Source organism: Nocardia bhagyanarayanae (assembly GCF_006716565.1).
In the GTDB taxonomy this organism is placed as follows: Bacteria; Actinomycetota; Actinomycetes; order Mycobacteriales; family Mycobacteriaceae; genus Nocardia; species Nocardia bhagyanarayanae.
Genome location: NZ_VFPG01000001.1, coordinates 5,945,881 through 5,961,408, shown reverse-complemented (window position 1 = coordinate 5,961,408; position 15,528 = coordinate 5,945,881). Strand labels below are relative to the sequence as shown.

The window sequence follows — 15,528 nt, the reverse complement described above, 5'->3', positions numbered from 1 at the left end:
GTGCGGAACCGATCCGCGCCGCTGCCGTGCACATCCCCGTCACGAGGAGGAGCCGTGACCGAGACGCCCGTGCCCGCCGATCGCCCCGCCGAACCGTCCGTCGACCAGCGGCACGCCTTGCAGACCGCCGCGGCCCGCTTGGAGAAGGAGTTCGAAGGCGTCGCGCCCGACGCCGCCATCGAACAGTTCCTGCAAGCCGCGTACGACCACATCGCCGACGACGCCACCTTCGACAACTTCCTGCCCCTTCTCGCCGAGCGCTACACGCGGGAATGGCTGCACGCGTTGGCCGAAGCCAAGTCGTCGGCGTAGATCACGCTCGTAGCCGCGCGGCCAACTCGGCGACGCCGGGACCGGTCAGCCTGTCGAAGGCCGCCTCGCGTCCGGTCGCGAGCAAGAGCAGAGCGGAGACCGGTCCGGCGATCTCCGGTCCCGCGCCCGCGTGCCAGCCGGTGTCGGTCGCGGTGAGGCGATAGCCGGACAATTTCCGTCGCGCATGGAACGGCCAGCCCATCGTCCATACCCGGTCCAGCGAGAATCGCGCGGCGGCCACGGGCATCTCACGGTGCAGGCCCAGCGGGACGGCGATGTCCTGTCCGTGCACCAACAGGTCCATCAGGCGGTCGGCCGGAGTGGTGCCGACCGGGGTGAAGCGGGCGTCGATGGTGTCGCGGAGTTGAGCGATGAGGTCCTGTGGGGTCGACCGGTCGGCGAGCCGGACGGCGGTGTCGTGTGTCAGCCGGTTGATGTCGCCGCGGGCCCGGACCAGGTTCACCAGAAGTGCGCCGAGGGTCGCGCTGCTGGAGAGCACCACGTGCGCCACGACGTCCGAGACCCGCCATCCCGCGCACAGCGAGGGACGCTGCCACGCGGATTCCGGTAGCGCCATGAGCATTTCGGCCAGTTCGGTGCGCTCGCGGGCGACGGCGCGCCAGATGTACTCGGTCATCGTTCTCTCCTTCCGTACGGGTCCGGGGGTTCGGCCCGGGCGTACGGTAGGAACTCCAGTCGGGTGGAGGTTCAAGGGACTGTGAGCGGAGACACACGGCGCCGCGAGATCGGTATCGGCGAATTGGCTGAAGCGACGGGGCTTTCCGTGCGCACGGTCCGGTTCTACTGTGACGAGGGGCTGGTGGAGGCGCGGCGCAGCACCAGTGGTCATCGGCTGTTCGACGCGAGCGCGGCGATCGAGCGGGTGACGACGATCCGCAGGCTGCGTGCGCTCGGGTTGGGGCTCGTTGCCATCGGCGATGTCTTGGACGGACGCCGATCGCTGGACGATGCGGTGGCCGAGGAGCGAGAGCTCGTGGAGCGTTCGTTTCGCGAACTGTCTTGGCGGCGTGCGTCTTTGCGTGCGGTCGCGGCGGCGGCTCCCGGTGAGCGGGAGGCGACGCTCGCGATACTTGCGGGCGCTGTGGACGGCGGGGCCGCCCACGACGCGCTGGTGCGTTTCTGGCGTGGAATTCTCGCTCCGATGGCGGTGGAACAGTTCGACGGGCTCGTGTCGATGGATATCCCGCCGCCGCCCGTCGATCCGGGGGTGGAGCAGGTACTCGCCTATGCCGAGATGAGCACGCTGGTCGCGGATCCCTCGCTGTATAGAGCCGTGCGGCAACAGATCTGGCGCTCGGGGCCCGTGCGCGACCGGCGCGGGCTGCTGGACGGAGTCGGGGAAGCGTGTGGTGCGGTGATCGCGATGCTGGCCTCCGGAGATCGTCCGCGCCCGGGCGCCGAACTCGACCGATTCGTCGCCGCCCACGCCGAGGCGCGCGATGTGTGCGATACCCCGGCTTTTCGGCGGCAGTTGCTCGTCGGCGCCACGGACGCGGATCGGCGCATCGATCGGTACTGGGCGCTGACCGAAACGGTGACCGGCACACCGATAAGCACTGGACGCGCGCATGGTTGGCTGTTCGAGGCGCTCCGTCAGTCGGTGTCCACCGACGCGTGGGCGCGCCCGACCGATGGTTCGTGACAGACGGACGGAAGCGGATCCGCGCCGCTGATTCCATCAGGCACCATCATTTGGTGATCAATAGGATTGGTGATCAATAGGATGTCGACGACAAGAGAGGTTTCCATCGGTCGGTGAACCGAATGACCGGCCCGGCAGGAACGAGGTTTCCAGATAGCCGTTGACACGTTCGACGATGCCCTTCGATTCGGGGTCGAATGGTTTGCACTGGGACGATGCGGGAGCCAGCATCCCGGTGAACGCGGCTACTCGGGCCGCCTGATGCCCGCCTTTGCCGATACCGGATTTGTTGCCCCACAACAGCTTTCGTGGCACGTTGCCCAACTGTTCCGGCAGCAGCAACCATGATCGCCGGGCCGATACTCGAGCCGGTCGGCTGGATCCTTCGGCGCGTACTCCGGGCGCAGTTCAACGACCTTCTTGCGGAACCACGACGGTGACCCTGACCAACCCACAGGCTCGGCGATCACCGCCGCTGGCATCATCGGGAACCGCGCCAACAGTGCCCGCACCACGGCTCGAACTCATCGAACGCCGACGGGCCCGACACCCGCTGATACCGCGGTGGCGATTCGGACTTGATCGTCCGCGACACCGTGTCCCGCGAGATACCCAACCTGGTCGCGATCGCCCGCATCGACAGGCCCTCGCTCGCATGGAGATACCTGATCTGCGCCCAATCCTGCACTGTGATCACCCTTCCGATCGTGGATGGGTGGCCTGCTCCTTCAAAGAAGCTTGATCAGCACATTCGTGCCGCGGCTCAACCTCGACGCGAGCGGATGGCGCGGGGTGCGAGCGGGGGCGTGGTCGACCGGTGACCGTGGCCAGGGCTTCGGCGAGTTCGATGCCGGAGTCGTGTGGGTGACGGTGGCTCCGAGACTCGAGGAGCCCGGCCATCGGCAGCGCGAGATCGGCCGACGGGCCTCGGAGGTGAACCCGAGCAGCGTCTGGGCCACCGCGGCGCACACTGGCGCGGGGTCGGTCAGCGCCGCCGTCCTGCCCATCTATCGCGGTACTGCTAACTCGTCGTCAATCTTCGCCACCGGCGCGGCCGAAAGGGGCTCGATGCCGTTTGTCGAACAACGGTCGACCACCCTTCGCCTATGCGCGCCAAGGACTTCGGGTCCACTCGTCTGGCATCTCCGGCTACTGGTCCGTTGTCCATCAATGCATTCGGGGCTGCATCCGGTGTTGTCCGCGGGGCACGCGCATGCTGATGAGCGATCCCCTCGCGCAATCGCACCCTCTGATGGGTGATTCAAGATTTGACTATATGGCGAAAATCTCGTGCGACCCGAAACACCCTCTGTCCGAGACGATTTGAGCTAACTGGCGGCGACTCTGGGCTGCGGGCGGGTGGGCTCGGGCCCGGCGATCCATCGAAAGACGCGCCCGCGGTAAGACTCTCGCACAGTCCTTCGGACGCGAATCTTGAACCTCAGCAAACATCATTCGCTGAGCAATCGGCTACCGGTCGGTAACTTTGGTTAATTTTGTGCATGCCCATAGCAATTGACGCCAAACCAGGGTCGTCGTATGTTGCTCGTCACAACTTTGGCGTGATGTTGGTTGGCGGCACATATGGCGGACGATGGGTATGGCCTACGGGCCCTACTGACGCGGGCACTACGTCGGATTCAGGAGTTGGAGGCGGAGCAGCACGCGCACGAACCGATCGCCGTCGTGGGGATCGGCTGCCGGTTCCCCGGTGGTGTGCAGAGTCCGGATAGCTACTGGGACTTGGTGATATCCGGGCGCGACGCCATCGTCGATGTTCCCGCGGATCGGTGGCCGATCACCGATTCGGCGCAGCCGAGCGGGCTGCGCCGGGCCGGTTTGCTCGACGCGTCGATCGACGCGATCGACGCCGAATTCTTCGGAATCGCGCCGCGGGAGGCCGCCGCGATGGATCCGCAACAGCGTCTTGTGCTCGAAGTCGCCTGGGAGGCAATGGAAGACGCCGCGATCTCGCCCGGCAGCATAGCGGCGGCCAGAACCGGCGTCTTCTTGGGCGTCAGCTGGCAGGAGTATCAGCGGACCATCACGCCTGACTGGGTGCGGTCGGTCGACGCGCACACACTCACCGGAACGATGTCAAGCATTGTTGCGGGACGGGTGGCTTATTTGCTGGGCTTGCGCGGTCCCGCCGTTGCTCTCGACACCGCTTGTTCGTCGTCCCTGGTCGCCGTGCACCAAGCGTGTCGCAGCCTGCGGTCGGGGGAGTGCGACGTCGCATTGGCCGGCGGCGTGAATTTGCTGCAGTCCGAACTGATTTCGGCGGCGCTGTCCCGGATGGGCGCGCTGTCAGCCGATGGCCGGTGCCGACCGTTCGACGCGCGAGCGAACGGGTATGTGCGCGGCGAGGGCGCGGGCGTGATTGTGCTCAAGCCGCTTTCGCGGGCGATCGCGGACGGCGATGAAATACGTGCACTCATCCGAGGCTCGAGCGTGAACCACGATGGTCGTTCGATGGGACTGACCGCGCCGAATCCCGTGGCACAGCGGGAGTTGCTGCGTGAGGCCCTCGCCGACGCGGGTTGTGACGCGGCGCGGATCGGCTATGTCGAGACCCACGGAACGGGAACCCCGCTCGGGGATCCGATCGAAATCGAAGCGCTGTCCGAGGTCCTGGGTGCGCCTCGATCCGACAACTCGATGTGCCTGCTCGGCTCGGTGAAGTCGCAGATCGGGCATCTGGAAGCGGCCGCGGGGATCGCGGGACTGATCAAGACCGTACTGCTGTTGCAACGGGGCCGGATCCCGCGCCAGCACGAATTCGACACGCTGAATCCGCGAATCACGCTCGACGGTACGGCATTGGCGGTGCCGACCCGCGATGTCGAGTGGCCGGAGGCGGACCGGCCGCGGCTGGCCGGTGTGAGTTCGTTCGGGTTCGCCGGGACGAACGCGCACGTGGTACTCGAGGCGGCGGCCGCGGTCGACGAAATTGGAACCACCGCTGAAACGCCTGCGGTGCTCGCTCTTTCGGCCCGAACCGCCACGGCCCTCGAGGCGCTCACCGCGCGGTACGGTTCGCTGCTGGCCCGCACGGAGCTGCCGCTCACCGACATCGGCGCCACCGCGACGCTCGGGCGAGCGCACTTCGAGCACCGGCGTGCGATCGTCGCATCGACCTCGACCGAGGCGGTGCGTGGACTCGCGATGCCGCAATGGCACACCGGTTTGCCCGAAGATCGGCGAAATCCCCGGGTCGCCATGCTGTTCACCGGTCAGGGCTCGCAGTACGCGGGGATGGGCGCGCCGCTGTACCACCGTCACCCGGACTTCCGGGCGGCCCTGGATCACTGTGACGACATCCTCGGTGTGCTACCCGGTGGCCTGCGGCTGCGGTCGTTGCTGTTCGAAGTGAGCGACGAGGTGCTGACGCGTACCGAGTACGCCCAGCCGGCACTGTTCGCGTTCGAGTGGGCGTGCGTCGAACTGTGGGCCGCGTGGGGGATTCGCCCGGATGTGGTGCTCGGGCACAGTCTCGGCGAGCTGGTGGCGGCGACGGTGGCTGGAGCTCTTGACCTCGAAGAAGGATTGCGGCTGGCGGCCGAGCGTGGGCGGCTGATGCAAGCGGTACCGCGGCGGGGCGCGATGGCCGCGGTGTTCGGCGCGCAGGGCGAGTTCACAGATCTGCTCGGTGAACTCGCGTCGAGTCTGTCGGTGGCGGCTGTCAACGGGCAGCGGCAGTTCGTCGTCTCGGGCACGGAGGCCGCCGTACAGCGAGTCCGAGACGTGGCTGCCGAGCGTGCCATTCGTGCCGTCTCCTTGCCCGGCACGACAGCGTTCCATTCGCCAATGCTCGACCCGATTCTCGACGACTTCGAAGCGAAGGTGGCCGAGCTGGTGACAGGGGCGTCCCGGGTCACCTCGATACCACTGGTGTCCAATGTGACCGGAAAGTCGATCGAGGCCGCAGCGATGGATGCGGGGTACTGGCGCGAACATGCGCGCGCAACGGTGCGTTTCGCGGAGGGAATGCAGGCGGTAGCCGACTTCGGCGTGGACGCGTACCTCGAAGTGGGGCCGCATCCGGTGCTGCTGGACTTCGGGCGACAGGTGGATCCCGAGGCGATGTGGCTGCCGAGCCAGCGGCGCTCCTCGTCCGACGACACGATGATCCTCACGAGCCTCGGCGAGATCTACTGTGCTGGAGCGGATATCAACTGGGCAGCGGTGGTACCGGAGGGGGCGCGGCGACGGAACGGACTGCCGACCTACCCGTTCGAACGGGAGCGGCTGGCGTTGCCGCTGAGTGCCGATGCGTCGACGGACACCGGGTACCTCGCCGAACATCGGTTCCAGGATCGGCCGGTAGTGCCCGCGGCATATCTGGCGTGGGCGGCACTGCGGGCCGCGGGAGCAGACCATGAGCTGGTCGATTTCCTTGTCGCACAGCCGGTTCCGCTGGAGCAGCTCGCGGCGCCGGTGGTCGACTCCGCGGGCGATCGCATCGATATCAGGTTCTCCGTCGAAACCGGCAAAGCGGCAGCTGTTTCCGCGTCGGCGGTGCGCGCCGAGCCGTCGCGGCCGGAGAGCATGGACGACCTCGCCGCGGCCGAGCGCAGCGACGCGGCGGAATGGGACGTCGACGAGTTCTATCGGAACTGCGCCGAGGCGGGCCTGACGTTCGGCCCCCGTTTTCGCTGGATCAGACAGCTGCGCGCCGGTGGTCATTTCATGCTGGCCGAGCTGTCTCGCCCCGTCGAGCTGGCCGGCGAACCCCAGGCGCTGCTGCCGTGTCTGCTCGACGCCGCCGTGCAAACCGGCCTCGCGTTGGTGACCCGGCAGGGGGATTCCGGCCAATTGCCGGTCGGTATAGGCAGATTGCGCGTCTACCGCACGGACGAGGTCGAGACGGCGTTGGCACTCGCCACCCGTACCGGACGAACGAATCGGGTCCGGGTCTTCGATACCGACGGCGACCTCATCTGCGATATCGAAGATGTGTGGTTCGCGAAGACCGGATTCGGTCGAACGGTGCACGATCGGGCCATCATGCCACCCCTGATCCATCTCCCGGGCTGGGACCGAACCATGGTCGAACCCGGTGCGGCCGCGCCGGATGCGTGGCTGATCATCGGGACCGGTGATCAGGCCGATCGGCTGGCCGAGGCGCTTCGCGCGGCGGGTCACCCGGCCGTAGCGATCGAGCGGACGGCCGACCGGGCCGCCATCGCGGGGATGCTCGCCGATGGCGGTCGGGCGGTTGTCCATCTCGGTGACGCCGAAGCGGACGACAGCGCGATCACCGCGCGTATCGAAACCGAGCTCGCCCTCGAAGTCGTACAAACGCTGGCCCGAAACGCGCACTACGGACCGCTGTACCTGGTCACCACCGCTGGCGTCGCGGTAGCGTCGGATGAGCGAGTGCGTCCGGCCGCGGCCGCGCTGTGCGGACTCGGGGCGGTGGTGCGTACCGAACTTCCGGAGCTGCGCTGCCGTTCGATCGATCTGCCGGATCGCGCTCGATCCGATGACCGCCGGCTCGTCGCGGAACTCCTCGCCGCTGCCGCCGATCCCGCGATCGCGCTGCGGGGACGGGATCGTTATTCGCCACGCGTGGTGGCGCCCGCCGACGTAACAGGCCTGGACGGTCCTGGCGCCGCGGAGCGCGGCAACGGGTTTTATGCGCCGCGTCTCCCGGAGTTCCGCGGCGATACGGAACTTCACAGGACCGCAGCATATTTGATCACCGGCGGGCTCGGTGCGTTGGGTCTGCTCGCGGGCCGCGTACTTGCCGAGGCAGGCGCCGGAACAGTCGTGCTGGCGGGCAGGCATAGTCCGAATGCGCAGGCCGCGGCGGTGATCGCGGATATCGCGGCGCTCGGCACGCGGGTCGAAACGGTGCTGGTCGATGTCGCTGATCGAGAAGCGCTGTCTGCCTTGATTTCCCGATTCGGTGACGAGCTTCCTCGGCTTGCCGGGGTCGTGCACTGTGCCGGGGCGCTTGACGACGCGCTGTTGATCGAGCAGTCGCCCGAGCGGGTGCGCCGGGTATTCATGGGCAAGGCGCTGGGTGCCTGGAATCTGCACGAGCTCACCGCTGCCCATTCGCTCGACCTTTTCGTGCTGTTCTCCTCGGTCAGCGCCACCGTTGGCATCGCCGGACAAGGGAACTACGCGGCCGCCAACGCCTATCTCGACGCACTCGCCCGGGTCCGGATTGCCAGTGGCCAGCCCGCCCTGAGCATTCAATGGGGGCCGTGGGCAGGCACCGGCATGGCACAGGGCCTGAACGCGGCGGCCCGCCGCGCCTGGGAGCGCCACGGCGTGGCACAGCTCGATGTCGAGGACGGAGCCCGAACCCTGAAGTCGCTGTTGGCCGTTGACGGCGTCGTAGCGGTCTACCCGTCCTCCACCCCGAGCTCGGAGCCCGCCGCGACCCAGCCGGCCGCGGCCACCCGACCGATGGCGGCCACGCAAACCGCGCAGCCCCCGATGCCGGACTTCCTGACGGTGGTTCGCGCCCATGCCACCACCGCGCTGGGCCGCAAGACACCGGTCGCCGACCGCACCCCACTGCGCGAGTTCGGCCTGGATTCGATGATGGCAGTGGAACTTCGGAACGCCTTGTCCTCCGAACTCGGGGTCCGGCTGCCCGCCACGCTGCTCTTCGACCACCCGACTGTTGCCGCCGTCGCGGACGAAATCGCCCGGCTCGCCGCCGAACAGCACCCGTCACGCGCAACCGCCGTGGCAGTGCACAACCTCGACCGCACCGCGACGTTCGCCGCAGCCGAAGAAGCTGAGTCCGCCACGGCGACGGATGAACCCGAGGACCGCACCACGACCGCGCCCCTCGGAGCCGATCGGCGCACCGCCTTTGCGCAGCCGGAACCGGGCGGGCGGCCCGAGGTTGCGGTCCCGCGGGAGCAGGATGTCGTCGGATCGAGTGAGTACGACGACGCGATCGCGATTATCGGGATGGGATGCCGGTATCCGGGCGGGGTCCGGGGGCCCTGGGACCTATGGCGGCTGGTGTCGGAGGAAGTCGACGCGGTGACCGAGGTTCCCGCGGATCGGTGGGATGTCGAGGCGTACTTCGATGCGGATCCGGATGCCGAGGGGAAGACATATACCCGGTGGGGCGGGTTTGTCGATGGCGTCGAAGAGTTCGATGCGGGGTTTTTCGATATTTCGGTCGGCGAGGCGCGGATGCTCGATCCGCAGCAGCGGTTGTTGCTCGAAACCTCCTGGGAAGCGTTGGAGCACGCGGGGTATCCAGCCGACCGGCTGGCAGGCAGTCGTACCGGAGTGTTCGTCGGTTTGATGTCGACCGACTATGCGGAGCGGATGGCGCGGGCCGATGTGGCGCCGAATGCTTGGTTCGGCACGGGGAATCTGGCGAGTGTCGCTTCGGGGCGGCTGTCGTATTTCTTCGGCGCCAACGGTCCGAGTCTGACCATTGATACCGCGTGTTCCTCGTCGCTGGTGACCGTGCATCTGGCGGTGCAGAGCCTCCGGCGCGGGGAAAGCGATCTGGCGCTGGCGTGCGGTGCGTCCGTGGTGCTGACACCCTCGCTCGACATCTATTTCGCGCGGGCGCGCGGGCTGGCCGCGGACGGGCGGTGTAAGAGTTTCGATGCACGCGCCGACGGTGTGGTGTGGAGCGACGGCGCGGGAACGCTTGTGCTCAAACGGTTGTCGGACGCGCGCCGCGATGGGGATCGGGTACTTGCCTTGGTGCGGGGCTCGGCGGTCAACTCCGATGGCCGCAGCCAGGGCTTGAGCGCGCCGAATGGGCCCGCGCAGGAAAGGGTTATCCGGGCGGCGCTGGCGGACGCGACGCTGACGGCGGCGGATATCGACTATGTCGAGACGCACGGCACGGGAACGGCGCTCGGCGATCCGATCGAAGTGAACGCGCTCGCCTCGGCGCTGACCGGCGAACGGCCCGGCAGCGCACCGCTATTGATCGGCTCGGTGAAATCGAATATCGGGCACACCCAGGCCGCGGCCGGGATCGCCAACATCATCAAGGTGGTCGAGTCCATGCGACACGACCGGATTCCACCGTCCCTGCATTTCCGGTCCGGGAATCCGCACATCGATTGGGACGACATCGGTGTGCGTGTCGTGGCCGAGGAACGGGCCTGGCCGCGCTCGTCACGGCCGCGCCGGGCGGGGGTGAGCGCGTTCGGTATCAGCGGGACGAATGCGCACGTGGTACTCGAAGAACCCCCTGCTATTTCGCACGCCGACACTCCGGACGATGCGGGCGAGCACCTGCTGGCCCTGTCCGCGAAGAGTGCGGACGCATTGCGTGGCCTGGCCGCTCGATACCTGGATTTCCTGACCGAACACCCTGACATCGGACTTCGTGACCTCTGCGCCTCGGCGAATACCGGCCGCACGCATTTCGCCGCCCGAGTGGCGATCGTCGTCGACACCGCAGCACAACTGCGCGCGGCCCTCGAGTCGGTGGCGACCGGGAGCAGCGCCGCAGGCACGGTCGCGGAACTGTCCACCGGCCCCGGCGAGTCGGCGGCGACAGCTCACCGGTACGTCGAAGGAGCCGATATCGATTGGCACACATTGTATTCCGAACGACCATGGCGGCGAATCGAACTGCCGACGTATCCGTTCCAGCGGAAGCGGCATTGGCTCGACCTCGGGGCCTCGCGGCCAGTCGATGACCTCGCGCCCGGTGATCTGTCATTGCCGCGGTCGGTCCATGACCGCGCCCCTTCGCGCCAGGTCGACAATCCGACGCGCCAAGGGTCGGCCGATGACGTTGCGCCTGAACCGCCGGTCGGCGGGTTGTCGACCAGCGTGTTGGTGGTCGAGCCCGGGATGTTCAGTGGCCATCGGTTGCACGGTGTGCCAACGGTTCCCGCCGCTTGGATGGGCGCGCAACTCGCCGGGATCGCGGCTGAACTGCCCGGTGCCGATCGGTGGGAGGTCACCCGGCTGAGGCTGACCTCGCCGCTCGCGGTCCGGTCCGCCAGTGCGATCGAGGTGCAGATGGAGCCTGCGGCGAGCGGATACGAAGTGCGGTTCCTCAGTGACTCCGGCGGCGGTGAACCGACCACCTTCGCTCGGGCGGCGTTGCGGGCGATCGGCGGCGATGCGGGGTCTGTTCCGTATCGCGGCGGCGACTACGTCGACAGCGCGGAGGCTCTCGCGGTCTGGCCTTCCTACTACGACAGGGTGTCGGAGCTGGGTCTGTGGTTGGGCGAGGACTACCGGTGCGCCGCCGAGTTCCGGCGGATCAGCGCCACCGAATCCGAGACCTCGCTGCGGTCGTTCGCTACGAGCGAGTCGGGTTCGCTCGATCCGGTTCTGCTCGATGCCTGTTTGCACAGCATCGTGTTGACCGCCGATCCGGACGGGCTGTTTCTGCCTGCTTCGATTGATCGAATCACGGTGTCCAGCAGTGCGGTTGCCGTCGGCGACAGTCTCCGCTGCCACGTTAGGGTGACCGATCGCAGCGAGCGAGTGATCGCTGGTGACGCGATGCTGATCGACAGTGCCGGACGCACGATCGCGACGATCGGCGGCGCGTGCCTCATTGCGGCCGGGGGTACCGACACCCCACGGGTGAGGCGAACCTCGGGCGTGCACGTGGAGTCCGTTGGTCCCGAGCAGGCGGCAGCCCAGGTCGATCGGCTGCTCCATCATCTCGAGTGGACACCGATCGGTGAACAGTTCTCCACAGGCCAGGACTCGGCAGGTCGATGGCTGGTGTTCAGCGACGGACCGGCGGGGGATGCCGTCGCCGCCGGGCTGTCGGCGCGGAATATCCGGACACGCGTGGTTCGCCCGGAAGATGTTCTCGGCCGAGGGCTGTCGGTCGATCCCGCCGAGGCGGACCTCGAGGAGTTCCTCGCCGGAGCACCGTTGGGTGGCATCGCCTACGCGTGGACCACCGGTTCCGCGGCGGTCCGGGTCGGCACTGTGCTGCGGCTCGCTCGCTCACTGGACGGTGTCGGTCGCGTGCCGTCCACGCTGTGTTTGTTCACCGTGGGTGCCCAACGAGTCTCGAACTTCGACCGCCCCGACCCCGAGCAGGCATTGATGTGGGGGCTGGGGCGCGCCCTCGCCACGGAGCGTCCCGAATTCGGTTGTCGGTTGGTCGATCTGGAGGCGGACCGTGCCGTCGACGTGGCGCTGGTCATCGATGGCTTGGTCACCGGGATCGAAGACCGTGAACTCGCCGTCCGGGATGGTCGGTGGCTCGCCGCCCGTCTGGCGGACGGAGTGGTGGATTCGGATGTGGCGGCCAACTACCGCCTGGGGGCCCACCGATCCGGTGATCTCGGCCGACTGCACTGGGATTCGACCGCCCGTCCCGCGCCTGAGGCGGGCGAAGTGGAAATCGCGGTCGAAGCCACCGGTCTGAACGCCCGTGACCTATGGCTGGCGTTGGGCACTCACCCGGACGCCCCCGCGCCGCTCGGTCTGGAATGCTCGGGCTATGTCACCGCGCTGGGCGACGGCGTCACCGAATTCCGCGTCGGTGATCGCGTGGTGGCATTGGCGAGTGGTAGTTTCGCGCGCTACGTCACGGTGGACCACCTGCTGGTGGCTCCGCTGCCCGAGGGGATGACGTTCACCGAAGGCGCGAGCATCCCGGCCGCGTTCGTTACCGCGTGGTACGGACTGTTCGAGGTGGCGGGTCTGCGCGCGGGCGAACACGTGCTGGTGCACGCTCCCGCGGACGGAATCGGCATGGCGGCGGTGCGGTTGGCCGCGTGGGCGGGGGCGCACGTGCTCGGCACCCGCGCCCTCGGTCGATGGGCGGCGGGCGTCGGACTCGATATCCCGCAGGTCGACACCTGGCGCGTGCACGGCCTCGCCGACCAACTCCACGCGCTCACCGACGGCCGGGGAGCCGATATCGTCCTCAACGCGATCGCCGGTGAGTTCACCACGCGTGCCGCGGAAATCGTCGGCCCGCGCGGCCGATTCATCGACATCGATGATCCAGGTCAGTCTCGGCGAGAGCACGGCGGACCGGCCGGGCACGGCATCGATTACCGAGTGGTCGACCCGGCTTCGGCCGGTCCGGAACGTCTGGGCACGATCTTGCGCACGGTGCTGGAACTGCTCGGCAACGGTACGTTGGCCGCCTGGCAACCGGCGGTGCACGAGGCGGACGACGCGGAGACCGCGTTCAGTGCCTTGTGGCAGCGTCATCACGCGAGCCCGATTGTGGTGCGAGGCAAGACCACCCATGAGGCTACCGACGGCGCCCGAACCGTCGTGGGCACCGGCACCTACCTGGTCACGGGGGGATTCGGCGGACTCGGCGCGGCAGCGGCACGGTGGCTCGCCGCACACGGGGCGCGCACGCTGCTGCTGGTCGGCAGGCGCGGACCGGACGACGCGGGTGAACGGCTCATGGCTTCGCTGCGTGCCGACGGCGTACGCGTGGTGTCCCGTCGAGTCGACGTCGCGCACCGGGAAGCGGTGGCGGAGCTGCTGGCCGAGATCGACGAATCGGGGTTGCCACCGCTGCGTGGCGTTATCCATTGCGCGGGCGTGCTCGACGACGGTGTCGTCACCGACTTGTCCTGGCCTCGCTTCCAGGCCGTCCTCGGACCGAAATACCGTGCGGCCCGACACCTGGACGAGTTGACACGCGGCATGGAACTGGACCTGTTCATCACCTATTCGTCGGTCGCGGGTTGGCTCGGCACTCCGGGGCAGGCGAACTATGCCGCCGCCAACGCGGCACTGGACGCATTGGCGTGGCGGCGGCGCGCCGACGGGCTGCCCGCGCTGAGCATCGCGTGGGGACCCTTTGCCGATGTCGGGATGGCCGCGGGGCGACCCGAGCTCACGCGGCGACTCGATCGGCGGGGGCTGCCGCCGCTGCGTGCGACGGACGCCACCGCGGCGTTGGACCGATTGCTGACGGTCGACAGTCCTTGTCCCGGCGTCTTCGATTTCGCGGCCGATCGTTGGTACCGCGCTTATCCGGGCCGCGGTACAGCCATGGAAGCGAAACGGGAGTCGATGCGAGACACGCAACCTACCGGTGCTGATACCACTTCGCGGCAGACGGCGGGGCGGAATCCTTCGGGAAGCACTGATACTCAGAGCGATACGGCTCCCTGGATAGCGGTTGTGCAGCGAGTCGTGATGCGCGTACTCGATCGGACCACCGAAATCGATCCCGATATGCCGTTGCACGACATCGGTGTCGACTCGCTCACCGGGATGGAGTTGCGCGCCGCGTTGGCAGCTGAGATCGGCGCACCTCTACCCGTCGGACTCGTCTTCGACTATCCGACCGTGCGCGATATCGCGAAGTTGTTGCAGCACAAGGATACTGACTACCGGATCAATCACTCCAACGGTGCGGGTCAGGTCGACCATTCGGACCGTGCGGATCATCTCGACCGCCCGAAGAGCGAATACCGGCTCAACGACTCGAACGGTGCAGGTCAGGTCGATCATTCGGACCGTGCAGGTCACCCCGAACGCCCGAAGAGCGGTTACCGGGTCGCGAGCGCCGTCCGTCACGACCGAGACGCCCCTGCCGCCGCGCGCATCGGCGAGGAGGACGACGACCCGATCGTTATCGTCGGCATGGCCTGCCGGTTCCCGGGTGGCGTCCGTACCCCGGAGGAGTTCTGGGACATGCTGTGGGCGGGCCGGGACGCGATCACCGAGGTGCCGCCGCAGCGGTGGGACGTCGACGCCTTCTACGACCCGGACCCCGCCGCCCTCGGCACGATGTACACGCGGTGGGGTGGATTCGTCGACGGCGCCGACGAATTCGATCCCGCCTTCTTCGGCATCGGCGCGGCCGAGGCCAAGGCCATGGATCCACAGCAGCGGCTGCTCCTGGAGACGAGCTGGGAGGCGCTGGAGCGGTCCGGACGGGCGCCGGGCAGTTTGGCGGGCAGCCGGACCGGGGTGTTCGTCGGCTTGTGCTTCAGTGAGTACGCCGGAACACCGACACAGGCAACGGATCCGGTTTCGATCGGCGCCTACTCGGTGATCGGTTCGGCGCCGAGCGTCGCAGCCGGGCGGGTGGCCTACGCGCTCGGGTTGCAGGGTCCGGCGATCACCCTCGACACGGCGTGCTCCTCGTCGCTGGTCGCCGTGCAGTCGGCGTGGGACGGCCTGCGGGCGGGGCGCTGCGATCTGGCACTGGTGGGCGGCGTCAATCTGCAGCTGGCCCCGGAGACCACGATTGGGTTCTGCCGTCTCGCGTCGTTGTCGCCCGACGGCCGTTCGCGGGCATTCGACGCCGATGCCAATGGCTATGTCCGCGCGGACGGTTGCGGTGTCCTGGTGCTGACGCGGCTGTCCGCGGCCCGCAGGCACGGCGACCGGGTGCTCGCGGTTGTTCATGGCATCGGGGTGAATCATGACGGCCGGTCCAATGGGCTCACCGCGCCCAACGGACCGGCCCAGCAGCGGGTCATCCGCGATGCTTTGGCACAGGGCGGAATTCGACCCGATGAGGTCGACTACGTGGAAGCTCACGGCACCGGCACACCGTTGGGTGATCCGATCGAGGCGACGGCGCTTGCCGAGGTCTACGGCGAGAACCGCGCCGCGCCATTGCTGATCGGTTCGGTCAA

The 15,528-nt window shown here is 67.9% G+C and carries 6 protein-coding genes (1 of these 6 only partly in view); 3 read left to right on the top strand and 3 right to left on the bottom strand.

The window, feature by feature from the left end:
• Positions 1-54 precede the first annotated feature (54 nt).
• Entirely contained in the window at positions 55-312 is a 258-nt protein-coding gene (locus FB390_RS26040) for a three-helix bundle dimerization domain-containing protein (RefSeq protein ID WP_141811319.1), read from the top strand.
• A gap of 1 nt (position 313) precedes the next feature.
• On the opposite strand, the gene FB390_RS26035 is transcribed toward FB390_RS26040, so the two are convergent.
• On the bottom strand, positions 314-949 hold the full coding sequence (locus tag FB390_RS26035; protein ID WP_141811318.1) for a maleylpyruvate isomerase family mycothiol-dependent enzyme: 636 nt from the start codon (positions 947-949) through the stop codon (positions 314-316).
• An 81-nt stretch (positions 950-1,030) separates the two neighbouring features.
• Here FB390_RS26035 and FB390_RS26030 point away from each other — a divergent pair, with 81 nt between their 5' ends.
• Positions 1,031-1,975 carry a MerR family transcriptional regulator gene (locus FB390_RS26030; RefSeq protein ID WP_141811317.1) on the top strand — a complete coding sequence of 315 codons (945 nt, stop codon included), beginning with the start codon at positions 1,031-1,033 and terminating at the stop codon, positions 1,973-1,975.
• Between the two features lie 57 nt (positions 1,976-2,032).
• On the opposite strand, the gene FB390_RS26025 is transcribed toward FB390_RS26030, so the two are convergent.
• Positions 2,033-2,317 carry a transposase family protein gene (locus FB390_RS26025; RefSeq protein ID WP_141811316.1) on the bottom strand — a complete coding sequence of 95 codons (285 nt, stop codon included), beginning with the start codon at positions 2,315-2,317 and terminating at the stop codon, positions 2,033-2,035.
• Positions 2,318-2,456: 139 nt separating this feature from the next.
• On the bottom strand, positions 2,457-2,663 hold the full coding sequence (locus FB390_RS26020; RefSeq protein WP_246124354.1) for a MarR family transcriptional regulator: 207 nt from the start codon (positions 2,661-2,663) through the stop codon (positions 2,457-2,459).
• 959 nt (positions 2,664-3,622) lie between these two features.
• Between FB390_RS26020 and FB390_RS26015 the strand changes: the two genes are divergently transcribed.
• Positions 3,623-15,528, top strand: the 5' portion of a protein-coding gene (locus FB390_RS26015; protein WP_185757174.1) for a type I polyketide synthase. Its footprint extends 9,631 nt past the window's final position; the window shows 11,906 of its 21,537 coding nt (coding positions 1-11,906); its start codon is at positions 3,623-3,625; its stop codon lies off the right edge, out of view.